18 protein-coding genes are annotated in these 22,795 nt (G+C 71.5%); 8 read left to right on the plus strand and 10 right to left on the minus strand.

Annotated features, from left to right (window positions below; translation table 11 throughout):
* Positions 1-161: 161 nt before the first annotated feature.
* From J7F03_RS10630 to J7F03_RS10640, 3 genes are all read left to right on the plus strand, one after another.
* Positions 162-1,424: an LCP family protein gene (locus J7F03_RS10630; protein ID WP_214948457.1), complete on the plus strand. Its 1,263-nt coding sequence runs from the start codon at positions 162-164 to the stop codon at positions 1,422-1,424.
* A gap of 221 nt (positions 1,425-1,645) precedes the next feature.
* Complete coding sequence (locus J7F03_RS10635; RefSeq protein ID WP_214948458.1) at positions 1,646-3,376, plus strand: LCP family protein; 1,731 nt, start codon at positions 1,646-1,648, stop codon at positions 3,374-3,376.
* A gap of 101 nt (positions 3,377-3,477) precedes the next feature.
* Entirely contained in the window at positions 3,478-5,145 is a 1,668-nt protein-coding gene (locus J7F03_RS10640; protein ID WP_374104302.1) for an LCP family protein, read from the plus strand.
* Positions 5,146-5,241: 96 nt separating this feature from the next.
* Here J7F03_RS10640 and J7F03_RS10645 read toward each other — a convergent pair whose 3' ends face one another.
* The gene (locus J7F03_RS10645) at positions 5,242-6,267 is read right to left on the minus strand and encodes a glycosyltransferase family 2 protein (RefSeq protein WP_214948459.1); all 1,026 of its coding nucleotides are present in this window, start codon (positions 6,265-6,267) and stop codon (positions 5,242-5,244) included.
* 176 nt (positions 6,268-6,443) lie between these two features.
* On the opposite strand from J7F03_RS10645, the gene J7F03_RS10650 reads away from it, so the two are divergent.
* Positions 6,444-7,946: an LCP family protein gene (locus tag J7F03_RS10650; RefSeq protein ID WP_214948460.1), complete on the plus strand. Its 1,503-nt coding sequence runs from the start codon at positions 6,444-6,446 to the stop codon at positions 7,944-7,946.
* A 38-nt stretch (positions 7,947-7,984) separates the two neighbouring features.
* Here the strand turns inward: J7F03_RS10650 and J7F03_RS10655 are convergent, their stop codons facing one another.
* On the minus strand, positions 7,985-8,524 hold the full coding sequence (locus tag J7F03_RS10655) for an acyl-CoA thioesterase (RefSeq protein WP_214948461.1): 540 nt from the start codon (positions 8,522-8,524) through the stop codon (positions 7,985-7,987).
* A 106-nt stretch (positions 8,525-8,630) separates the two neighbouring features.
* On the opposite strand from J7F03_RS10655, the gene J7F03_RS10660 reads away from it, so the two are divergent.
* Positions 8,631-10,007 carry an LCP family protein gene (locus J7F03_RS10660; RefSeq protein WP_214948462.1) on the plus strand — a complete coding sequence of 459 codons (1,377 nt, stop codon included), beginning with the start codon at positions 8,631-8,633 and terminating at the stop codon, positions 10,005-10,007.
* Between the two features lie 53 nt (positions 10,008-10,060).
* Here J7F03_RS10660 and J7F03_RS10665 read toward each other — a convergent pair whose 3' ends face one another.
* Positions 10,061-11,143, minus strand: a complete 1,083-nt coding sequence (locus tag J7F03_RS10665) for an NDP-sugar synthase (RefSeq protein WP_214948463.1) — start codon at positions 11,141-11,143, stop codon at positions 10,061-10,063.
* 113 nt (positions 11,144-11,256) lie between these two features.
* Positions 11,257-12,429 (minus strand): acyl-CoA dehydrogenase family protein, encoded by a 1,173-nt coding sequence (locus J7F03_RS10670; protein WP_214948464.1) that lies wholly within the window; start codon positions 12,427-12,429, stop codon positions 11,257-11,259.
* A 227-nt stretch (positions 12,430-12,656) separates the two neighbouring features.
* Between J7F03_RS10670 and J7F03_RS10675 the strand changes: the two genes are divergently transcribed.
* Together J7F03_RS10675 and J7F03_RS10680 are read left to right on the plus strand one after the other, a co-directional pair.
* Positions 12,657-14,000 (plus strand): UDP-glucose/GDP-mannose dehydrogenase family protein, encoded by a 1,344-nt coding sequence (locus J7F03_RS10675; RefSeq protein WP_214948465.1) that lies wholly within the window; start codon positions 12,657-12,659, stop codon positions 13,998-14,000.
* Between the two features lie 152 nt (positions 14,001-14,152).
* Entirely contained in the window at positions 14,153-15,487 is a 1,335-nt protein-coding gene (locus J7F03_RS10680) for a glycosyltransferase family 87 protein (protein WP_214948466.1), read from the plus strand.
* On the opposite strand, the gene J7F03_RS10685 is transcribed toward J7F03_RS10680, so the two are convergent.
* The 4 genes from J7F03_RS10685 to J7F03_RS10700 all read right to left on the minus strand — a co-directional run bounded on the left by J7F03_RS10685 (position 15,484) and on the right by J7F03_RS10700 (position 19,595).
* Positions 15,484-16,572, minus strand: a complete 1,089-nt coding sequence (locus J7F03_RS10685) for a membrane dipeptidase (protein ID WP_214948467.1) — start codon at positions 16,570-16,572, stop codon at positions 15,484-15,486. The two genes, J7F03_RS10680 and J7F03_RS10685, sit on opposite strands and share 4 nt — an antisense overlap.
* A gap of 148 nt (positions 16,573-16,720) precedes the next feature.
* On the minus strand, positions 16,721-17,926 hold the full coding sequence (locus tag J7F03_RS10690) for a dipeptidase (RefSeq protein ID WP_308379341.1): 1,206 nt from the start codon (positions 17,924-17,926) through the stop codon (positions 16,721-16,723).
* A complete protein-coding gene (gene purE, locus J7F03_RS10695; RefSeq protein WP_214948468.1) occupies positions 17,923-18,459 on the minus strand; it encodes a 5-(carboxyamino)imidazole ribonucleotide mutase in 537 nt (178 codons plus the stop codon). Before purE ends, J7F03_RS10690 begins: the two co-directional genes overlap by 4 nt.
* Entirely contained in the window at positions 18,456-19,595 is a 1,140-nt protein-coding gene (locus J7F03_RS10700) for a 5-(carboxyamino)imidazole ribonucleotide synthase (RefSeq protein WP_214948469.1), read from the minus strand. The genes purE and J7F03_RS10700 overlap by 4 nt, the downstream gene beginning before the upstream one ends.
* A gap of 215 nt (positions 19,596-19,810) precedes the next feature.
* Here J7F03_RS10700 and J7F03_RS10705 point away from each other — a divergent pair, with 215 nt between their 5' ends.
* Complete coding sequence (locus J7F03_RS10705; RefSeq protein ID WP_214948470.1) at positions 19,811-20,341, plus strand: GtrA family protein; 531 nt, start codon at positions 19,811-19,813, stop codon at positions 20,339-20,341.
* Between the two features lie 9 nt (positions 20,342-20,350).
* On the opposite strand, the gene J7F03_RS10710 is transcribed toward J7F03_RS10705, so the two are convergent.
* Positions 20,351-21,616 carry an ATP-binding protein gene (locus J7F03_RS10710; protein WP_214948471.1) on the minus strand — a complete coding sequence of 422 codons (1,266 nt, stop codon included), beginning with the start codon at positions 21,614-21,616 and terminating at the stop codon, positions 20,351-20,353.
* 38 nt (positions 21,617-21,654) lie between these two features.
* The gene (locus tag J7F03_RS10715; protein WP_007264490.1) at positions 21,655-22,332 is read right to left on the minus strand and encodes a response regulator transcription factor; all 678 of its coding nucleotides are present in this window, start codon (positions 22,330-22,332) and stop codon (positions 21,655-21,657) included.
* Positions 22,333-22,795 lie beyond the last annotated feature (463 nt).

The following is a 22,795-nucleotide window of genomic DNA, read 5'->3' on the forward strand; positions in this document are numbered from 1 at the left end:
CCGTCACCCACTCCGCCCAACGGCGGATACGGGCGATTTGTCACCCACATGGCCCTGTACAGGGCCGTGCCCCCGGGCCGCCGCGAGCACCCGGGGGCAGGATCGGCACAGGCCGTACTCACCCGTACGGCCTGCCGGAACGGGTGAGGGGACGGACACGAGTGAGGGACAGCGCGGGCATACCGGGCGGCACCGAAGCGGCCGGAGGCACCCCCAAGCCTCCGAAGAGCCGCCGGCGCCGCCTGCTGCGCTGGATCGGGCTCGGGACGGTCCTGCTGGTCCTCGCCGGAGCGGCCGCCGGGTGGTGGGTCTACTCCAAGCTCGACGGGAACATCCTCGAGGACACCTCCGCCGCCGCCGAGCTGCGGCGCTACGACAAGGAGCGCCCGGCCCACCTGGCGGGCGGGGCGCAGAACATCCTGCTGATCGGCTCGGACTCGCGCTCCGGCGCGGGCAATGCCCGCTACGGGCAGGACGAGGGCACGCAGCGCTCGGACACCACGATCCTGCTGCACCTGCCGGCGGACCGGAAGAGCGCGACGGCGGTGTCGATACCCCGGGACCTGATGGTGGAGGTACCGGCGTGCCTGACGCAGGACGGCAGCCGCACCAGGGAGCAGTCCGCCCAGTTCAACTGGGCGTTCCAGTGGGGTGGGACCGCCTGCACGATCCGTACGGTGGAGAAGCTGACCGGGATCCGGCTCGATCACCACATGGTGCTGGACTTCAGCGGGTTCAAGAAGATGGTGGACGCCATCGGCGGGGTGGAGGTCTGCCTCAAGCGGCCGGTGGACGACGCGGAGGCCAAGCTGAGGCTGCCGGCCGGCCGGCAGACCCTGCAGGGCGAGCAGGCTCTGGGCTTCGTACGGGCCCGCTACAGCCTGGGCAACGGCAGCGACACCGAGCGGATGGAGCGCCAGCAGCTCTTCCTCGGGTCACTCGTGAAGAAGGTGCAGAGCAACGGGGTGCTGCTGAATCCGGGGCGGCTGTATCCGCTGCTGGACGCGGCGACCTCCTCGGTGACCACGGACCCGGGGCTGGCCTCGCTGCGGGGGCTGTACGAGCTCGTACGGGGCGTGCGCGACATCCCGACCGACCAGGTCAAGTTCCTCACGGTGCCGCGCAGGCCGTACGCCGCCAACCCGAACCGGGACGAGCTGCGGGAGCCGGACGCGGGCCAGCTGTTCCGGCGGCTGCGGGCGGACGAGCCGCTGACCATAGCCCCGCCGGCGCCCACGCCCCGGTCCCAGCCCCAGAGCGACCGGGCGGCGCAGGGCGACGACGGCGGCGAAGCGGACGGCGAGGGGGACGGCGCGGTGGACGGCAGGGCCCCGGAGACCGGGGCCGGCCGGGGAACCGCGGACGGCCCCACACCCGTCCCCACCTTTACCGGTACCACGGCGGGTGTAGCCGATTGCCGGTAAAGCAATCCCAAAGCCGGTGACCGAGCCGAGCTTGTTGGGGCGATTGCCCCGTTGTAAGGGCGTGGAATTCATCACCAGCATGGTTTGCGACGGAGCTGTCCGGATAAGGTGAGCGATCCGGCGCCCGGCCAGCACAGAGGCCGCGCGCCAGCAGCCGGATCGTTGACCGGGCGCCCGGGGGAGGCGCGTCGCGAAGCACCGACGGAGGATTCGAGCAAACCGTGGATGCGCAAAGCCGTGGACGGGCCGACGAGATCGACCCCGCAGACCAGTGGGTGCTCAACCCCCGCACCGGCAACTACGAACTGCGACTGGACCATTCCGCTGCGCAAGCACCGCCGCAGCGTCCCGCGCCGCGCGCCACGCCCCGCAGGGCCCCCGCCGCTCCCGGATCCCCCGCCTCCCCGTCCCCGGCCGTTCCGGGACCGCGCCGCGGCGAGGGCCCTCCCGGCGGCGGCCGGCGCGGCGGCCGTTCGCGCAAGGGCGGCGGACGCCGCAAGAAGATCCTGGTCGTGACCGGCGGAACCCTGGCGTTCCTGCTGGTCGGCGGCTCGGTGGCGGCGTACCTCTACTACGACCACCTGAACGGCAACCTCACGGTCACCGACGTCGGCGACGCCGGTACGAGCGGCGGCTTCAAGAAGGACCAGGCCATCAACATCCTGGTCATCGGCACCGACAAGCGCAGCGGTGCGGGCAACGAGGGGTACGGGGACGCGGGCAGCGTCGGCCACGCCGACACCACGATCCTCTTCCACGTCGCCAAGGACCGCTCCAACGCCACCGCGCTGTCGATCCCGCGCGACCTGATCACCAGCGTGCCGGCCTGTCCGACGAAGCAGCCGGACGGCTCGATGAAGACCGTCGCCGCCGAGCGCGGCGTCCGCTTCAACACCAGCCTCGGGCAGGGGGGCCGCGACCCCGGCTGCACGATGCGCACGGTCAAGGAGCTCACCGGGGTCCAGGTCGACCACTTCATGATGGCCGACTTCAACGCGGTGAAGAACCTGAGCACGGCGGTCGGCGGGGTGCCGGTCTGCGTGGAGAAGGCCGTCGACGACAAGGACTCCCAGCTCAAGCTGTCCCCGGGCGAGCACCGGCTGGAGGGCGAGCAGGCGCTGGCCTTCGTACGGACGCGGCACGCCTTCGGCAACGAGAGCGACCTCGACCGCATCAAGACCCAGCAGCAGTTCCTGAGCTCGATGATGCGCGAGATGAAGTCGAAGCAGACGCTGACGAGTCCGCAGAAGTTCTTCTCCCTCGCCGAGGCCGCCACGAAATCGCTGAGCGTGGACTCCGGCATAGGGTCGATCGACAAACTCACCGAGCTCGCGGGTGAGTTGAAGGACATCGACCTCAAGAACATCACCTTCACCACGCTTCCGGTGCTCGACAATCCGGCGGAGAAGGTCAAGGCCACCGTCGTGGTCAATCCTGCGCAGGCCGATCCGCTGCTGCAGATGATCAGGGGGGACGTCTCGCTCACGGAGGTCGAGCAGAAGGAGCAGGCCGCGAAGGACGCGGCCGCCGCCGACACACAGGCCAACCTGGACGCGCTGATGCAGGGTGCCCGCGCGCCGGCCAAGGACGTCCGGGTGGACGTCTACAACGGCGGCGGGCCCGCCGGTTCGGCCTCCGGCACACTGAACTGGCTCCAGAACACCAAGGGGGTGCCGAAGTCCAGCAACCTGGGCAACGCGCCCGCCAAGGTGGAGACCACACAGCTGGAGTACGCGCCCAACCAGGCGGACCAGGCACGGGCGCTGGCGGACATGATGGGGCTGCCGGCGACGGCGCTGAAGATGGGCACGGCCGACGCCGCGCCGAAGACCCCGATGAAGCTGACGCTCGGCGCGGACTTCAAGGGGGCGGGGGTTTCGCTGACGGCTCCGCTGAAGGCGCCCGAGGGCGTGCAGCGGGTCGAGGCGGACAAGGCGATCTGCGCCAAGTGACGTGCGGGGCGGCCATTTTGGCGCCCGCGGCCGCGCAATGACGTTCCGGATGCGCCGGACCGGCACAATACGGACACGAAGTGATCTTGAGGGGGGTACGTGTGAGGCACAGTAGCGTGCAAGGGGAGGGAGCGCCGGTCGAGTCCGGCGACCCGATACCCGACGGCCGTCCGGGCACGGGAACCGCCGTGCCCGCGCCGCGGTCCGGCTCCGGCCACCGCCGCCGCGGCGGCAAGCGCCCGACCCGGAGCAGGCGGCGGCGCGTACTGCGCCGGATCGCCTTCGCCATGGCGCTGCTCATACTCGGGACGGCGGCGGCCGGTTACCTCTACTACCGCCACCTCAACGCCAACATCCGCAGCGGCCAGCGCCTGAGCGGTGACAGCGGAGTGGCCAAGACCGAGGCCGACGCCGCCGGCCGGCGCCCGCTGAACATCCTGATGATCGGCTCCGACAGCCGCAACAAGCCGGAGAACGCCTCCCTCGGCGGCAACTGGGACGCCGTAGGCTCCGACCCGCTGGCCGACGTGCAGATGCTGATCCACGTCTCGGCCGACCGGAAGAACGCCTCGGTGACCTCCGTCCCGCGCGACACGCGCGTGGACATCCCCGAGTGCACGAATCCCAAGACGGGCAAGAAGTTCAAGGCGACCCGCGCCATGATCAACGAGTCCCTCGGACGCGGTGGCGCCGGCTGCACCCTGGCCACCTGGGAGAAGCTGACCAACGTCTACATCGACCACTGGATGATGATCGACTTTTCCGGTGTGGTGTCGATGGCCGACGCGATCGGCGGCGTGGACGTCTGCGTCAACCAGAAAGTCTGGGACACGTCCACGCCCGGGAGCGATTCGGGCGGCTCGGGTCTGCATCTCAAGGCCGGCACCACCAAGGTCAAGGGCGAGCAGGCGCTCCAGTGGCTGCGCACCCGGCACGCCTTCGGGAGCGACCTCGGCCGGGCGAAGGCCCAGCACATGTACATGAACTCGATGATCCGCAGCCTCAAGAGCCAGAACGCCTTCACCGACGTCCCCCGTCTGACGGGTCTCGCCGAGGCGGCGACGAACGCGTTGGAGGTGTCCGAGGAGATCGGGTCGGTCAAGAAGCTCTTCGACCTCTCCATGCAGCTCAAGGACGTCCCGGTCAACCGCATCACCATGGCCACGATTCCGGTGCTGCAGGACCCCCAGGACAAGGACCGGCTGGTCGTGAACCCGCCGGACGCCGAGAAGATGTGGACGATGCTCCGCAAGGACGTCGCCCTCGACGCCAACGGCGAAGCGGCGAAGCCCGAAGCCTCCGCCGAGCCGAGCGCGCCCGCGACCGGAACGTCGGCGGCGCCGTCCCAGCCGCCGGCCGCCGATCCGTCGAAGATCGCCGTGCAGGTGGTCAACGGCACCGGAGTCGGCGCCCCGCCGGTCGGCAAGCGGGCCACGGCCATCGCGGGCCAACTGGTCTCCAAGGGCTTCACGCTGGCCAAGGCGGACTCCTCGCTCACCCCGGAGAAGCTGACGGTCGTCCGGTACGCCACGGACGCCCAGACGGCCGAGGCGCAGACCGTGGCGGCGGCGCTCGGGATTCCGGCCGCCTCCGTGCAGAAGTCGGCCGGCGCGGCCAAGATCACGGTCGTGGTGGGCGCGGACTGGCGGGAGGGCAACGTCTTCCCCCAGCAGGCGCCGCCCGAGGCGGGCTCCGTCCCGGAGTCGGCCGACGTGCTCAACGGATCGGACACCTCCTGCATGGACGTGTACGCGCCGTACCGCAAGTAGTCGGCGGGGCCGCCGGTCCGCCGGTGGTCCGCTCACCCGAAAGGGGTGACCCGGTCCTCGACGGACCGGGTCACCCCTTTCGGGTGAGAACGGGACTCAGACCTCGCTGGGATCGCGGCGCGCCGACGGACGGCGGCTCGCGATCACCTTGGCGGCGAGCGAGCGCGGGCTGGTCAGGAAGCCGTAGCCCCAGCACACGTGCATGGTCGCCAGGGCGACCGGGATCCGCAGCCGGGCCCCGAGCGAGAGGCCCTTGCCGGCCGGGACGGAACCGACGGTGATCGCCGCGAGGTAGCCGGCCGGGAGGACGAAGGCCCACGGGGTGACGGCCGCGCCGACGACCACGCCGGCCGCGATCGCGCAGACGGCGGCGGGCGCCGCGAGGTAGCGCAGGTTGATGGAGCCCGAGTGGTACCGGGCCACCACGTGGCGCCAGCGCCCGTAGTCCTTGTACTGCTTGGCGAGCGCCCGCACGGAGGGCCGCGGGCGGTACTGGACCTTCAGCTCGGGCGAGAACCAGATGAGCCCGCCGGCCTCGCGGATGCGGAAGTTCAGCTCCCAGTCCTGGGCGCGGACGAACTCCACGTTGTAGCCGCCCGCGCGCTCCAGGGCCTCGCGGCGGAACACGCCGAGGTACACGGTGTCGGCGGGGCCGGCCTTGCCGCCGGTGTGGAAGGCCGCGTTGCCGACGCCGATCCGCGAGGTCATCGCGGCCGCGACGGCGTCCTCCCAGGGGTTCTCGCCCTCGGCGTGCATGATGCCGCCGACGTTCTGGGCCCCGGTCTCCTCCAGGAGGCGGACCGCGGTGGCGATGTAGTTCTGGGAGAGCATGCCGTGGCCGTCCACGCGCACCACGATCGGATGGCGCGAGGCTTCGATGGCCGCGTTGAGGGCGGCGGGCGTGCGGCCGGTGGGATTCGGCACGGTGTGGACCCGGGGGTCTTCGCGTACCAGCTCGGCGGCGATCTCGTCGGTACGGTCCGTGGACGGCCCGAGCGCGATCACCACCTCCATCTCACCCCCGTACTCCTGTCCGAGGATGTGGCGGACCGAGTCGCGCAGATGGCGCTCTTCGTTGAGTACCGGCATGATCACCGAGACTGCGGGCTGCTGGGTGGGCATGTGGTCCTTCAAGGTCGGGTATCGGTGTCACGTTACCGCGTACGGGGGAACCGGGTGCGCGGCGGATGAGCGGTACGGACAGAGGCTGATCGTATGGACCTACTGTTCTGACGAATCAGCCGAATGCGCAATGACTTCCCGACCCGCTGCCCTGCTGCCCCGCGGAGGTGTCCCCCGTGCCCCAGCCGCACCGTCCCACCCGTCCCGCCCGGCCCGCCCGGCCCGCCCGGCCGTCGCAGCGCGCGCCTCGGGCCGGTGGTCCGGTCAGACGCCGGGCGGACAGGCCCCGCTGGGGGGTCCGGCTCGCGGCCGGGCTGGCGGTGGTCGTACTGGGCTCCGGGGCCCTGGGGCACGCCGTGATGACCGGCCTGGACACCGGCATCCAGCGGGTGGACCCCTTCAAGGACATGAAGAACCGCCCGCAGGCCGGGCACGGGGTGAACTTCCTGCTCGTCGGCACCGACGGCCGCGACAAGATCACCGCCGAGGAGAAGCGCGAGTACCGCCTCGGCGGGGCCCCCTGCCGCTGCACCGACACCGTCATGCTCGTGCACCTCTCGGCGGACCGGACACGGGCGAGCGTGGTCAGCCTGCCCCGCGACAGCTACGTGGAACTGCCCGCGCACCTGGACGAGGCCGGCGGCAAGCAGCACGGGGCCCACCCCGTGAAACTCAACGCCGCCTACGCCGAGGGCGGGCCGAACCTGACCGTGCGCACCGTCGAGAACATGACCCGCGTGAAGATCGACCACTACCTGGAGGTCGACTTCACCAGCTTCATGAAGACGGTCGACGCGATGGGCGGCGTCGACATCTGCACCGCCAAGACCATGCACGACCCCAACACCGGCCTCGACCTGCTCCCCGGCACCCACCGGCTGAGCGGCGGCCAGGCCCTGCAGTACGTGCGCTCGCGCCATGTCGACGGAGCCTCGGACCTCGGCCGGATGCAGCGTCAGCAGCGGTTCATCGCCGCCCTGATCAAGCAGGCCACCGGCGGCGGGGTGCTGCTCAACCCGGTCAAGTTCAAGGAGGTCAGCTCCACCCTCCTCGGCTCGGTCCGGGCCGACAAGGGCTTCGGCTCGCAGCAGATGCTGGCGCTCGGGCAGGCGATGCGCGACTTCACCCCCTCCTCCTCGGAGTTCGCCTCCGTGCCCATCGGCAACGCCTCCTACCCGGTCAAGGGCATCGGCTCCACCGTGAAGTGGGACGAGGCGAAGGCCGCGAAGCTCTTCGAGGCGCTGCGCGACGACCGCCCGCTGGCCCCGGCGCCCGGCCCCGGCCGGCCGGTGCGCTCGCAGCCGGCGGTGCCGGTGGACGTGGCCCCGCAGCAGGTCCGGGTGCAGGTGGAGAACGGCACCAGGATCGACGGGCTGGGCACCCGGGTGGACTCGGCGCTGCGCGCCACCGGTTTCGACACCACCCGGGCTCCGGGCAACGGCGCGAGCCGTGACGTCAAGCGCACGGTGATCACGTACGACCCGCGCTGGGACCGCTCGGCCCGTACGGTGTCCACCGCGCTGCCCGGCAGCGAGCTGCGTGCCGTGCCGAGGCAGGGGCGGACCGTCGTGGTGATCGCGGGCGCCGACTACCGCAAGGTGGTGCCGGTGCGCGCGGAGGACCCGTACCAGGGCGAATTCGGTGTGGTCACCGGCGACCAGGTGGTCTGCGCGAAGTAGCCGCGGGCGTGGGCCGCGGGCCGTGGACCGCCGGGCGCTCAGAGCTCGTCGAAGCCCTGGGCGGCCCGCTGCTCGCGCAGCTCCATGATCGCGCGCCGCCGGGCGAGGCGGTGGGTGCGGCGGATCTGGGCCTCCTGGTAGCGCCGCTCGTCCTGCTCGGTCTCCGGCAGCACCGGCGGGACCTGGCGGGGCTTGCCGTCGGCATCGACGGCGGTGAAGACGAGGTAGGCGCTGCCGACCTGGGTGGCGGGGGTGGACTCGTTCCACCGCTCCGCGAGGACGCGTACGCCGATCTCCATGGAGGAGCGGCCGGTCCAGTTGCACTGGGCCTTCACGTGCACGAGGTCGCCGACCCGGACCGGGGCGAGGAAGGCCATCTCGTCCATGGAGGCGGTGACGGCCGGGCCGCCGGAGTGGCGGCCGGCCACGGCACCGGCCGCGTCGTCCACCAGCTTCATGATCACGCCGCCGTGCACGGTGCCGAGGAGGTTGGTGTCGTTGGCGGTCATGATGTGGCTGAGGGTGGTGCGGGAAGCCGAGATCTTCTTCCCCGCCGGCCCGCCCGGTATCTGTGTCATACAGCCACCTTAAAGGCGGCGCCGGGGCATCAGCTCTGCAACAGCACCGGTACGAACCCCCTCCCGGGCTGTTCCGCGGCCCGCCCGGCCAGGCATTCTTGGGCACATGAGTGACTGGGACGGGTTGAGCGGCGAGCAGGGCGAGCGCGGCCGCCGCGATGACGGGTACGGACGCGGCAGCGGCCAGGGGCAGCCGGAGGGCGCGCGGCGGATGCGACACGTCCAGCGGCCCGGCCCGCAGGCGTCCCGGCAGCAGCCCCCGCAGTCCGCCCAGCCCCCGCGCAGGCCGGCGCGGCCGCCGGTCGCTCCCGGCCCGGGCGCTCAGCCCGCGTACGTGCCCCCGCAGCAGGACGGCTCGTACACCGGCAGCGGCGGCTACGACAGCGGTTACAACACCGGCCAGGTCTACGGGACCCCCGGCGGCGGCCAGGGCGGTCCGCCGCAGCCGCCGGCGGGGCCGCGCAGGCGTGGACCGGGCGGGCCGGGCGGCCCGGCGGGAGGGGCCCCGGACTGGCGCAAGCGGATCGAGATCGGCTCGATCGTGCTGGTCTCGGGCCTGCTCGTGACGGGCATCGGCACCTACTTCTGGGCCGACTCCAACGTGCGCCGCGAGGTGGACCTCTCCAAGGTCATCGAGCGCCCGAAGGAGGGCGACTGCACGACGTACCTGATCGTGGGCTCGGACAGCCGCGAGGGCATGTCCGACGAGGAGAAGAAGAAGCTCCACACGGGCTCGGCCGAGGGCAAGCGGACCGACTCGATGATGATCCTGGCCAAGTGCTCCAGCGGGAACACGATGATCTCCCTGCCGCGCGACTCGGACGTGGAGATCCCCTCCTTCGTCGGCTCGGAGTCGGGCAAGAGGTTCGCGGGCACGGGCAAGCGGACCAAGCTGAACGCGGCGTACGCCGAGGACGGCCCGGAGCTGCTGGTGCGGACCGTGGAGTTCAACACCGGCCTGCGCATCGACCACTACGCCGAGATCGGCTTCGCCGGCTTCGCGAACATCGTGGACGCGCTGGGCGGGGTGGAGCTGAACATCGAGAAGGGGTTCAAGGACGAGAAGTCCGGGGCCGACTTCAAGGAGGGCACGCAGACGCTGAACGGCGAGCAGTCGCTCGCCTACGTACGCACGCGCTACGCCTTCGCCGAGTCGGACCTGCAGCGGACCAAGAACCAGCAGAAGTTCCTGTCGGCGCTGGCGAGCCAGGCGGCGACCCCGTCGACGATCATGAACCCGTTCTCGCTGTATCCGGTGCTGGGCGCGGGCCTGGACACGCTGATCGTGGACAAGGACATGTCGCTGTGGGACATGGGCCAGATGTTCTTCGCGATGAAGGGCATCAGCGGCGGTGACGGCGTCTCGATGAACATGCCGATCTCCGGGCAGCGCGGCGGCAACCTCGTCTGGGACAAGGCGAAGGTGCAGCAGCTGGTCCAGCAGATCCAGAAGGACGAAGAGGTCACCGTCCGCGGTAACTGACCGCGGCCCGGTGGAGGGGGGCGCCGGCCGTCAGTGGTCGGCCGGAGCGGCCGTCAGCGGTCCGAGGAGAAGCGGACCGAGGCGGCGGGCACCTCGGCCTCGCACCACACCCGCACTCCGGCGCGCAGCTCGTTGTCGGCCCCGACCACGGCTCCGTCGCCGATGACCGCGCAGTCCAGTACGGTGCGCGGGCCGACCGAGGCACCCTCGCCGATCAGGCTGGCGGTCACCCGGGTGTCGGGGCCCACGCTCGCGCCGTCGAGCACGATGGAGCCCTTGACGACCGCGCCCGCTCCGATGCGGGCGCCGGCTCCCACGACGGTCCCGCCCGAGAGCACCGCGCATTCGGCCACCTCGGCGCCCGGGAGGACCAGGGCCTCGCCGCGGGGGCCGGGGACGGCCGGGGAGGAGACGACGCCGCGTACGAGGTCGGCGGAGGCCTGGACGAAGGACTCGGGCTTGCCGAGGTCCAGCCAGTAGGTGTTCTCGGTGACGCCCTGCAGCCTGGCGCCGGAGGCGAGCAGTCCGGGGAAGGTCTCGCGCTCGACGGAGACGGAGCGGCCGGCCGGGATGGAGTCGATCACGCTGCGGCGGAACACGTAGCAGCCGGCGTTGATCTGGTCGGTGGTGATCTCTTCGGGGGTCTGCGGCTTCTCGGTGAAGGCCAGCACCCGCCCCTGGGAGTCGGTGGGGACCAGGCCGAAGGCGCGCGGGTCCTCGACCCGCACCAGGTGCAGGGAGACGTCCGCGTCGGCCGCCTTGTGGGACTCGACCAGGCCGGCGATGTCCAGGCCGGTGAGGATGTCGCCGTTGAAGACGAGGACCGGGTCGTCCGGGCCGCCCGTGAGGCGCTCGGCGGCGTTGCGGATGGCACCTCCGGTGCCCAGGGGCTCGTCCTCTACGACGTATTCGAGGGTGAGGCCGAAGGCGGCGCCGTCCCCGAAGTAGGGCTCGAAGACCTCGGCGAGGTAGCAGGTGGCCATCACGATGTGTGTCACACCGGCGGCGGCGGCCCTGGCTATCTGGTGCGCGAGGAAGGGAACACCGGCCGCCGGAACCATCGGCTTGGGGGTGTTCACGGTGACGGGGCGCAGACGCGTCCCCTGCCCGCCGACCAGCAGGATCGCTTCCGTCATGAGCTTTCTCCCCAACCGGTTCCGGGCGTACGAGGTCCAAAGCTAGCCCATCCGGGGGACCCCCAAGGGCCCGAGGCGGCCCTTGTCGGGGCCACCCCGGGCGACACTGCCCGTTACGGCAGGTTCCGCGCCATCACGATCCGCTGAACCTGGTTCGTTCCTTCATAAATCTGCGTGATCTTCGCATCGCGCATCATTCGCTCCACCGGGTAGTCCCGCGTGTAGCCGTAGCCGCCGAGCAGCTGGACCGCGTCGGTGGTGACCTCCATGGCCACGTCCGAGGCGAAGCACTTGGCCGCCGCGCCGAAGAAGGTGAGGTCCTCCTTCTCGCCGCCGGCGGAGACGCGCTCCGACTTGGCGGCCGCCGCGTAGGTCAGCTGGCGGGCGGCCTCGATCTTCATGGCCATGTCCGCGAGCATGAACTGCACGCCCTGGAAGTCGCCGATCGGCTTGCCGAACTGCTTGCGCTCCTGGACGTAGCCCTTGGCGTAGTCCAGGGCGCCCTGGGCGATGCCGAGCGCCTGGGCGGCGATCGTGATGCGGGTGTGGTCGAGGGTCTTCATCGCGGTGGCGAATCCGGTGCCCTCGGCGCCGATCATGCGGTCGGCGGGGATCCGGACGTTGTCGAGGTAGACCTCGCGCGTCGGGGAGCCCTTGATGCCGAGCTTCTTCTCGGGCGCGCCGAAGGAGACGCCCTCGTCCGACTTCTCGACCACGAACGCGGAGATGCCCTTGGAGCGCTTCTCCGGGTCGGTGACGGCCATGACCGTGTAGTACTCGGAGACGCCCGCGTTGGTGATCCAGCGCTTGACGCCGTTGAGCACCCAGAAGTCCCCGTCGCGCACGGCGCGGGTCTTCATGCCCGCGGCGTCGGAGCCCGCCTCCGGCTCGGAGAGCGCGTACGAGAACATCGCGTCGCCCTTGGCGAGGGGGCCGAGGTACTTGGCCTTGAGCTCCTCGGAGCCGGAGAGGATCACCGGGAGCGAGCCGAGCTTGTTGACGGCCGGGATCAGGGAGGAGGAGGCGCAGACGCGGGCCACCTCCTCGATCACGATCACGGTGGCGAGGGCGTCGGCGCCCGCGCCGCCGTAGGTCTCCGGCACGTGGACGGCGTGCAGGTCGCTGGCGACCAGGGCGTCGAGTGCCTCCTGCGGGAAGCGGGACTCCTCGTCGACCGCGGCGGCGAAGGGCATGATCTTCGCCTCGGCGAGCGCGCGGACGGACTCGCGGAGCATGTCGTGCTCCTCGGCCGGGCGGTACAGGTCGAAGTCGGCAGAACCCGCCAAGATTTCTCACTCCCCAGGTGGTGCGTGATGCTAACTACCGTTAAGTAACCCAAGCTTAGTGTCCGGCCGCCGAGCGCGACACGGGCGTCGCACGTGAGTTGCGTGACAGCTGGGACGTCGGGCCGGCGACCCGGCCCGCGCCGGGGGCCGTCGCCGGAATGCATCCCCGGCCCCGCGCGCGACTATGCTCGGTTGCCGCAAACGGCCCCGCACCTCCAGGAGCACCCATGGCCCCCCTCAAGATCACTGTGATCGGCACCGGATACCTCGGCGCGACGCACGCCGCGGCCATGGCCGAGCTGGGGTTCGAGGTGCTCGGGCTGGACGTGGTGCCGGAGAAGATCGCGATGCTGGCCGCCGGCCGCGTGCCCATGTACGAACCGGGGCTGGAGGAGCTGCTCGGCGCGCACGTGGCCGGGCTGCCGGGCTCCACGGGCCGGCTGCGCTTCACCACCTCGTGGGAGGAGGTCGGCGCCTTCGGCGACGTCCACTTCGTCTGCGTGAACACCCCGCAGAAGCACGGCGAGTACGCCTGCGACATGTCGTACGTCGACTCCGCCATGGAATCGCTCGCCCCGCACCTGACCCGGCCCGCCCTGGTCGTCGGCAAGTCCACGGTGCCCGTCGGGTCCGCCGAGCGCCTCGCCGCCAGGCTGACCGCGCTCGCCCCGGCCGGCGAGGAGATCGAGCTCGCCTGGAACCCGGAGTTCCTGCGCGAGGGCTTCGCCGTCCAGGACACCCTGCACCCGGACCGGATCGTCATCGGCGTCGACGGCGAGCGCGCCGAGAAGGTCCTGCGGGAGGTCTACGCGACCCCCATGGGCGAGGGCACCCCGCTGGTCGTCACCGACTTCCCCACCGCCGAGCTCGTCAAGACCGCAGCCAACTCCTTCCTCGCCACGAAGATCTCCTTCATCAACGCGATGGCCGAGGTCTGCGAGGCCGCCGGCGGCGACGTCGTGAAGCTGGCCGAGGCCATCGGCTACGACGAGCGCATCGGCGCGAAGTTCCTGCGCGCCGGCATCGGCTTCGGCGGCGGCTGCCTCCCCAAGGACATCCGCGCGTTCATGGCGCGGGCGGGTGAGCTCGGCGCCGACCAGGCCCTGACCTTCCTGCGCGAGGTCGACTCCATCAACATGCGCCGCCGCGGCCACATGGTCGAGCTGGCCCGCGACGCGGTCGGCGGCTCGTTCCTCGGCAAGCGCGTAGCGGTGCTGGGAGCCACCTTCAAGCCGGACTCCGACGACGTCCGCGACTCCCCCGCCCTGAACGTCGCCGGCCAGATCCACCTCCAGGGCGGCCAGGTCACCGTCTACGACCCCAAGGGCATGGACAACGCCCGCCGCGTCTTCCCCACCCTCGGCTACGCCGGCTCCGCCCTCGAAGCCGCCCGCGGCGCCGAGGTCGTCCTGCACCTCACCGAATGGCGCGAGTTCCGCGACCTCGACCCCGCCACCCTCGGCGAGGTCGTCACCGACCGGCTCCTCCTCGACGGCCGCAACGCCCTGGACCCGGCCCGCTGGCGCGCCGCCGGCTGGACCTACCGGGCCATGGGCCGCCCCCGCGCCTGACCGTCCCGCCCGCCGGACCCCGCCCGACCCCGCCCGCGCCGTACGCCCGCACTGTCCGCATCGTTGCGGAATGCCCTGCCCCGGATGTCGTCACCGGATTGTTGGCCATAGCCACGCGGGCCGTGCGCGAGGGATCGCTAGACTCACGGCCGATGACCAGTACGAGCACGAGCAGCCCTGTCCGCCCCACCGCAGGCGCGCCGGGGCCGGCCCCGCGTGCCGGGCGGGGACCCATCGACTCGGCCCTCCGGGGGCGCGCCGGCCACTTGGCCATGGCGGGCTTCTGGCTGGCCACCAGGACCCTGATGGTGGTCCTCCTCGTGGTGAACCTGCACGGCACGTCCTCCGTGCGCGTGGAGATCACCCAGACGTACAACAACTGGTACGACGTCCTCGTGACGGGGACGATGCCGCACGACGACGTCATGTGGCAGTACCCGCCGGCTGCCGCGGCGATCTTCCTGTCGCCCGATCTGCTGCCGTTCCTCAGCTACTTCCAGGCCTTCGTCGCCCTGACCGTGGTCTGCGACGCGCTCATCGCCGTGGGACTGGTCCGCGCCGCCCGCCGCAGCGACGGCAGCATGGCCGGCGCCGTGCTGTGGCTGACCACGCTGCCGCTGCTGCTGTCCCTGCCCTTCGGGCGCTACGACCTCCAGGTCACCCTGCTCGCCGTGGGCTCGCTGCTGTGCCTGCGCTTCCGCCGCAAGCTCGGCGGCGTCCTCGCCGGCGTCGGCGCCCTGGTCAAGGTGTGGCCGCTGCTGACGCTGATCGGCACCCCGCGCGGCCGGACCACCCGCGACGCGGTCCTCTCGGCCGTGGCGGCCGCGGCCGTGCTCCTCGCGGTCCTCGCGCTGTTCTTCCGCGACACCCTCGGCTTCCTCGGCAACCAGGGCAACCGCGGGATCCAGGTCGAGTCGCTGGGCGGCTCGGCCCTGATGCTCGGCAAGCTCGTGGGCGCCTGGTCGGGGAAGATCGAAGTCCGTTACGGCGCCTACGAGTACCTGGGCCCCTACGTCTCCAGCGTCGCCGTGCTCTCCGTCGCGCTCACGGTCGTCGGCTTCGGATGGCTGCTGCTGTGGCGCGTGAAGGCCAGACGCTGGTCGACCGCGACCCCGCTGGACGCGGCGCTGTGCGCGATCCTCGTCTTCACCATCACCAGCCGCGTGCTGAGCCCGCAGTACCTGATCTGGCTGGTCGGCCTGGCCGCCGTATGCCTGACCTGCCGGCACACCACGCAGCGGCCGGTGGCCTGGCTGATCGTCGCCGCCACGGCGCTGAGCACGGCGATCTACCCGCTGACCTACGGCTCGCAGATCCTCCCGGGCACGGTCCTCGGCACCTTCCTGCTGTGCGTGCGCAACGGCCTGCTGGGCTACGCGGCCGTCTTGTCGTGCGTGCGCCTGTGGAAGGCGAGCGTCTCCCCCGTGGCCGAGGCCGCGCCCGCCTCGGCGGTCGCGGCCGGGGCCGGGGTCCGGGCGCGCGTCTAGACCGTTTTACGGTGCTGCGCGGCGCGCGCGGTGAACTCCGCGTCGCGCACCACCCGCTGGGCGTTGCCCCAGGTCAGCAGGGCCAGGTCGGTCTCCGTCCAGCCCCGCTCCAGCAGTTCGGCGATCAGTCGCGGATAGCCCGAGGGGTCGGTCAGGCCCGCCGGCCGGGGGATGCCCGGCTCGGCGCCGAAGCCGGCGCCCAGGCCCACGCAGTGCGAGCCCGCGACGGCCCGTACGTGGTCCACGTGGTCGGCCACCGCGTGCAGGGAGTCCCCGGTCAGCGCGGTGTCGAAGGTGACCATCGCCAGGCCGTCCGCCTCGCGCAGCGCGAGCAGCACCTCGTCGGTGACGTTGTCCGGGTGCGGGTTGAGCGCGGCCGCCGCCGTGTGCGAGATGATCACCGGCGCCTTGGAGGCCGCGGCGAGCTGGCAGGCCGCCGCCGGCGGGCAGCCGGTGAGGTCGAGCAGCATCGCCAGCCGGTTCGTCTCGCGCACCACCTCGTGGCCGAAGGCCGTCAGGCCGTCCATGGCCCACGCGGCTCCGGCCGGCGCGAGGATCCGTACGCCCAGTGCGTGGAAGGCGCGCAGCGTGCCGAGCGAGTCCGTCAGCGTACGGCCGGTTACGGGGCCCAGGAACGAGGCGATGCGGCCCCGGTTGCGGGCGTCGGCCAGGTCGTCGGCGTTCAGCGCGAGGCAGAGGCTGTCGGGGTAGCGGCGCATCAGGGCCAGCGCCACGTCGATCTGTTCGAGGGTGTCGGACACCACCTGGTCGCAGGCCGCGGCCTCGCGGGCCGGACCGGACGGCATGAGCAGGGACCAGAACTGGGCGCCCACTCCCCCGGCGCGCAGCCGCGGGATGTCGGTGTCGACGCCCGTGTCGGGGGTGTCGATGTCGTGGTACGGGCTCTGGCGCAAGGTCCAGACGAGGGTGTTGCAGCCGTCCGCGACGGGATGGACGGACAGCAGTGCGGCGGCCCGGTCCAGGGCGCCCGGCATCAGGGTGGCGGGATTGTCCTCGGCTCCGAGGGAGCCCGGGCCCACGGGGGTCGCCGGGCTCGTTTGCGGTTCATCCTGCAGGTCGGCCATGACGTTCGCTCCGGTCTCGGCGCAAGCGGGGAGAGAAGCAGGGAGATGTGGCCACCGTGACACGTGGGACGCCGGAGGCGCCCGGCGGATGTGGCGTTCGGGTGTAACCGGCAGGTCGCCGGGTCGCCACAGCCGCCGGGCGGGCCGGTCAGGAGGCCGGTAGCACCGCGTTGGACGGGCCCCGGGCGGCCGACTGCTCGCGCGCCACCGCTTCGGCGTCGCGCAGTACCCGTACGGCGTTCGACCAGGTCAGCTTGGCCAGGTCGGCCTTCGACCAGCGGCGGGCCAGCAGCTCGGCGACCAGGTTCGGGTACCCGGCCACGTCGTCGAGCCCGGCCGGGGTGAAGGCGGTGCCGTCGTAGTCCCCGCCGATGCCGATGTGGTCGACGCCGGCCACCTCGCGCATGTGGTCCAGGTGGTCGGCGACCGTGGCGGCCGTGGCCACCGGGCGCGGGCGCCGTGCCTCGAAGGCCCGGTGCAGGCCCATCGCCGCGGGGGTGGTGTCGAGGTGGTGGTGGCCGTGCGCCCGCAGGTTCTCGTCGGCGGCCAGGGTCCACTCGACGGCCGCCGGGAGGATGAACTTCGGCACGAAGGTGGCCATCGCGACCCCGCCGTTGGCGGGCAGCAGCGCCAGCACGTCGTCGGGGACGTTGCGCACGTGGTCGCAGACCGCCCGGGCGGAGGAGTGCGAGAAGACCACCGGCGCGGCCGAGACGGCGAGCGCGTCGCGCATCGTCGTCGCGGCGACGTGCGAGAGGTCGACGAGCATGCCGACGCGGTTCATCTCGCGGACGACCTCGCGGCCGAAATCGCTCAGGCCGCCGTGCCGGGGCTCGTCGGTCGCCGAGTCCGCCCAGTCGATGGTGTCGTTGTGCGTGAGCGTCATGTACCGCACGCCCAGCTGGTGCAGGGCGCGCAGGGTGGCGAGCGAGTTGTTGATGGAGTGCCCGCCCTCGGCGCCCATCAGGGAGGCGATCCGGCCGTCCGCGCGGGCCGCCTCCATGTCATCGGCCGTCAGCGCCCGCACCAGGTCGCGCGGGTAACGCTCGATCAGCTGGGCGACGATGTCGATCTGCTCCAGGGTGGCGCTGACCGCCTCGTCGCCCGCGTAGTCGGAGCGCACGTAGACCGACCAGAACTGCGCGCCGACCCCGCCGGCGCGCAGCCGGGGGATGTCGGTGTGCAGGTGGCCCTTCTGGTCGCGGCCGATGTCCCGCCGGTCCAGGTCGTAGCGCACGGTCTCGCGCAGCGCCCACGGCAGGTCGTTGTGTCCGTCGACGACCGGGTACTCGCAGAGCAGCTCGCGCGCCTCGTCCAGGTGGCGGGCGGCGCTCGCCGAGCCCACCGCGCTCACTTGCCGAACCCGAAGGACTCCTGGCCGGCGACCTTCGTACGCAGCCGCTTGCCCTTCTCGGTGGCCTGGTCGTTCAGGTCCTGCTGGAACTCGCGCATGCGGCCCAGCAGCTCCGGGTCGTGCGCGGCCAGCATCCGTACGGCGAGCAGCCCGGCGTTGCGGGCTCCGGCGACCGAGACGGTGGCGACGGGAACCCCGGCGGGCATCTGGACGATCGACATGAGCGAGTCCATGCCGTCGAGGTACTTCAGCGGGACCGGTACGCCGATGACCGGCAGCGGGGTGACGGAGGCGAGCATGCCGGGCAGGTGGGCGGCACCGCCCGCGCCCGCGATGATCGCCTTCAGCCCGCGCCCGTCGGCCCGCTCCCCGTACGCGATCATCTCGCGCGGCATCCGGTGGGCGGAGACCACGTCGACCTCGTAGGGGATCTCGAACTCGTCGAGGGCCTGGGCGGCGGCCTCCATGACGGGCCAGTCGGAGTCCGAGCCCATGACGATGCCGATGACGGGAGCTGCTGCGGAGGTGCTCATGTGGTGATGGTTCCTCTGAGGTAGCCGGCTGCGTGACGTGCTCGCTCCAGCACATCGTCCAGGTCGTCGCCGTAGGTGTTGACGTGGCCGACCTTGCGGCCGTGTTTCACGTCCTTGCCGTACATGTGGATCTTCAGCTGGGGGTCGTGGGCCATGCAGTGCAGGTACGCCGCGTACATGTCGGGGTAGTCCCCGCCCAGTACGTTCGCCATGACCGTCCAGCGGGCGCGGGGGCGCGGGTCGCCGAGGGGGAGGTCCAGGACGGCGCGCACGTGGTTGGCGAACTGGGAGGTGATGGCACCGTCCTGGGTCCAGTGGCCGCTGTTGTGCGGGCGCATGGCCAGTTCGTTGACCAGGATCCGGCCGTCGGTGGTCTCGAAGAGCTCCACGGCCAGGTGGCCGGTGACCCCGAGTTCCTTGGCGATGCGCAGGGCCAGTGCCTGGGCCTCGCCCGCCAGCTCCTCGGAGAGGTCCGGCGCGGGGGCGATCACCGTGTCGCAGACGCCGTCCACCTGGACGGACTCCACGACCGGGTAGGCCACCGCCTGGCCGTGCGGGGAGCGCACGATGTTGGCCGCGAGCTCGCGGACGTAGTCCACCTTCTCCTCGGCCAGGACCGGGACACCCGCCCTGAAGGGGGCCTCGGCGTCCTCCTGCGTGCGGACGAACCACACGCCCTTGCCGTCGTACCCGCCGCGCACCGTCTTGAGGATGACGGGGAAGCCGCCGACCTCCTGCGCGAAGGCCGCCGCGTCCGCCGGATCGCTCACGATCCGGTGGCGGGGGCTGGGCGCGCCGATCTCGTCGAGCTTGGCGCGCATCACCCCCTTGTCGGCGGCATGCATCAACGCGTCGGGCCCCGGACGGACGGGGATGCCGTCGGCTTCCAGGGCCCGCAGGTGTTCGATGGGTACATGCTCGTGGTCGAAGGTGATCACGTCACAGCCGCGCGCGAAGGCGCGCAGGGTCTCCAGGTCGCGATAGTCGCCGATGACGACGTCGCTCACGACCTGGGCCGCCGAGTCCTGTGGGGTGTCACTGAGGAGCTTGAATCTGATACCGAGGGGGATACCCGCCTCGTGGGTCATGCGGGCGAGCTGTCCGCCGCCGACCATGCCGACTACCGGGAACGTCACTCCACCAGAGTATCCGGCGGTATTCCGCCATCCGGACACGACCCTGGCCGGTACCCGGTACCCGGTACCCGGCGGCGGGCGTGGCGGGTGTGCCGTGTGTCGCACGGTGTCCGAAGGCGCAGACGTATCAACGGGGCGACACTTAGCATGGGCGGACCGCAGAAGAACGCGTGACGCCTCATACGGGGGGCCCGAAGGACAGGACTGAGCCTCATATGAGCAACCCGGAGAACGGATCTGTCCTCGACCGCGTGCGCGCGCTCGCACGCGAGGTCGCGAGGTTCGGTGCCGTCGGCGGGCTGGGCGTCCTGGTCAACCTGGGCGTCTTCAACCTGATCCGCCACGTCACGGACCTGCAGGTGGTGCGCGCGAGCGTGATAGCCACCCTGGTGGCCATCACCACGAACTACCTGGGCTTCCGCTACTTCGCCTACCGGGACCGCGCCGACCGGACCGGGGCGGGCCGCACCCGCGAGCTGTCCCTGTTCGTCGCCTTCAGCGCGATCGGGCTGGTCATCGAGAACGGCATCCTGTTCACGGCCACCTACGGCTTCCACTGGGACGGCCCGCTGGCCTCGAACTTCTTCAAGTTCTCGGGCATCGCCATCGCCACCGTCTTCCGCTTCTGGTCCTACCGGACCTGGGTCTTCAAGGCCCTGCCCGCGCCGGCCGCGGCCTCGCTGGTCGTCGAGCAGCGCGACAGCCAGACCGCGCCGGCCCGGACCCCGGAAACCGCCGCGAACTGACCCGGCCGGTCAGCGGACCGTCTGCTCCGGCTCGGTGCGGTCCGGCGCGGTCCGGCTGAGGAACAGCGCGAACACCGGCGGCTGCGTCTGGAGCAGCTCCAGGCGGCCGCCGTCCGCCTCGGCGAGGTCCCGGGCCACCGCGAGGCCGATGCCGGTGGAGTTGCGGCCGCTGATGGCCCGCTCGAAGATCCGGTTGCCGAGGTCCGCCGGGACCCCCGGCCCCTCGTCCGTGACCTCCAGTACGGCCTGGTTGCCGATCACGCGGGTCCGTAGCGCCACGGTGCCGCCCCCGTGCATGAGGGAGTTCTCCACCAGGGTCGCCAGCACCTGCGAGACCGCGCCCGGGGTGCCCACGGCGCGGATGCCGGTCTTCCCCGAGCGCACGACGGCCCGGCCCGCGCTGCGGTAGGCGGGCCGCCACTCCTCCAGCTGCTGTTTGACGACCTCGTCCAGGTCGAAGGGGACCGCCGAGCCCGTGCGGGGGTCCCGGGAGTTCGTCAGCAGCCGCTCCACGACGTCGGTGAGCCGCTCCACCTGGGTGAGGGCGATCGTGGCCTCCTCCCGTACGGTCTCCAGGTCGTCGGTGACGGTGATCTCCTCCAGCCGCATCGACAGGGCCGCCAGCGGGGTCCGCAGCTGGTGCGAGGCGTCCGCGGCCAGGCGCCGCTCGGCGGTGAGCATGCGCCCGATCCGCTCGGCGCTGGAGTCCAGTACGTCCGCGACCCGGTCCAGCTCGGGGACCCCGTACCGCTTGTGCCGGGGCCGCGGGTCGCCCGATCCCAGGCGCTCGGCCGTCTCGGCGAGGTCGGTGAGCGGGGAGGCCAGCCGGTTGGCCTGGCGTACGGCGAGCAGGACGGCCGCCACGACGGCGAGCAGTGCGACGGCGCCGACCACGGCCAGGGTCCGCCCGACCTCCTTGGTGACGGTGGAGCGGGGCTCCTCGACGACCGCGACCTCGCCCTGTTCACCGCGCGCCGTGCCCCGGATGACGCTGTCCTCGATCTGCCGGCCGATCTCGATCGTCGGACGGCCGGGGATCGTGATCCGCGCGTACCGGCCGCTGTCGAGCTGCTCGGCCAGTGCCCCGGCGTCGACGGGCCGCTTCTCCAGGACGCTGCCCTCGACGATGCCCACCAGCCGCAGCGCCTCGGACTCGATGCGGTCCTGGGCGCTGCTGGTGATGGTGCGGGTCTCCACGATGACGAGGGAGACGCCGAAGACGGCGATGACGACGAGCACCACGGCGAGCGTGGAGTTGATCAGACGGCGGCGCATGGCTTAGAGAATGCCCCAAAGGGGGCGGGGAAAGCGGCTCAGCTCTTCTCGAAGCGGAAGCCGACGCCCCGGACGGTGGCGATGTAGCGGGGGTTGGCCGCGTCGTCGCCGAGCTTCTTGCGCAGCCAGGAGATGTGCATGTCGAGGGTCTTGGTGGAGGACCACCAGGTGGTGTCCCAGACCTCGCGCATCAGCTGGTCGCGGGTGACGACCCGGCCCGCGTCGCGGACGAGGACCCGCAGCAGGTCGAACTCCTTGGCCGTGAGCTGGAGCTCCTCCTCGCCCATCCACGCGCGGTGCGACTCGACGTCGATCCGCACCCCGTGGGTGGCGGGGGCCTGGGAGGCCTCGGTGGCGCCGCGCCGCAGCAGGGCCCGGACCCGGGCGAGCAGTTCGGCGAGGCGGAAGGGCTTGGTCACATAGTCGTCGGCGCCGGCGTCCAGGCCGACGACCGTGTCGACCTCGTCGGCTCGGGCGGTCAGGACCAGGATCGGGAAGCCGTGGCCCTCGGCGCGCAGCCGGCGGGCGACCTCCAGGCCGTCCATGCCCGGCAGGCCGAGGTCCAGGACGACGAGGTCGACGCCGCCCTGCAGTCCCGCGTCCAGGGCCGTGGGGCCGTCCTCCCGGACCTCGACCTCGTACCCTTCCCGGCGCAGGGCGCGGGCCAGGGGTTCCGAGATGGATGCGTCGTCCTCGGCGAGCAGTACACGCGTCATGTGGGTGATGGTAGTCCGCAGGAGGGGAAAGGAGAGGCCCGCCCGCAGACCCCTGCCGAACTGGGCTTATGAACTACTAAGCGCCTTCGAATGTACCCAGATGGTTCCACGGTAGCCTGTGATCCATCTCTCAAGTACTTTCATATGCGGCACTGTCGTGTCGTATGGTGTCGAGACGCCTCATGCACTACCTCAGAGACTTTCGAGCCAAAACAAGCCGAAAGTCTCTATTTCTGTCCTGATCGGACGGGCATTGTTGTCGCACGCCCGTTCCGGGCCTGATGACAGTGAATGACCTATGGGCCGGGCCCTTCGCGCGAAGAAGCGCGGCAGGGCGTGGATCCCGGTTACGGATGTTCCTTCGCCTCCGCTTCGACGGAGCGAGACCCCCGGGCGTGGGGTCGGGACACCCGCAGCCGGTACCGGCCACTCGTCCCGGGCGCCGTTGAGCTCACGAAGCCAC

Origin of the sequence: Streptomyces sp. ISL-43, assembly GCF_018614195.1 — a bacterium.
Classification (GTDB): Bacteria; Actinomycetota; Actinomycetes; order Streptomycetales; family Streptomycetaceae; genus Streptomyces.

Excerpts from the sequence above, each read along its gene's own strand:
- J7F03_RS10715 (WP_007264490.1), bottom strand. The coding sequence starts at position 22,332 with ATGACGCGTGTACTGCTCGCCGAGGACGACGCATCCATCTCGGAACCC.
- J7F03_RS10655 (WP_214948461.1), bottom strand. The coding sequence starts at position 8,524 with ATGACACAGATACCGGGCGGGCCGGCGGGGAAGAAGATCTCGGCTTCC.
- J7F03_RS10660 (WP_214948462.1), top strand. The coding sequence starts at position 8,631 with ATGAGTGACTGGGACGGGTTGAGCGGCGAGCAGGGCGAGCGCGGCCGC.
- J7F03_RS10680 (WP_214948466.1), top strand. The coding sequence starts at position 14,153 with ATGACCAGTACGAGCACGAGCAGCCCTGTCCGCCCCACCGCAGGCGCG.
- J7F03_RS10705 (WP_214948470.1), top strand. The coding sequence starts at position 19,811 with ATGAGCAACCCGGAGAACGGATCTGTCCTCGACCGCGTGCGCGCGCTC.
- J7F03_RS10665 (WP_214948463.1), bottom strand. The coding sequence starts at position 11,143 with ATGACGGAAGCGATCCTGCTGGTCGGCGGGCAGGGGACGCGTCTGCGC.
- J7F03_RS10645 (WP_214948459.1), bottom strand. The coding sequence starts at position 6,267 with ATGCCCACCCAGCAGCCCGCAGTCTCGGTGATCATGCCGGTACTCAAC.
- purE (WP_214948468.1), bottom strand. The coding sequence starts at position 18,459 with ATGAGCACCTCCGCAGCAGCTCCCGTCATCGGCATCGTCATGGGCTCG.
- J7F03_RS10710 (WP_214948471.1), bottom strand. The coding sequence starts at position 21,616 with ATGCGCCGCCGTCTGATCAACTCCACGCTCGCCGTGGTGCTCGTCGTC.
- J7F03_RS10685 (WP_214948467.1), bottom strand. The coding sequence starts at position 16,572 with ATGGCCGACCTGCAGGATGAACCGCAAACGAGCCCGGCGACCCCCGTG.
- J7F03_RS10675 (WP_214948465.1), top strand. The coding sequence starts at position 12,657 with ATGGCCCCCCTCAAGATCACTGTGATCGGCACCGGATACCTCGGCGCG.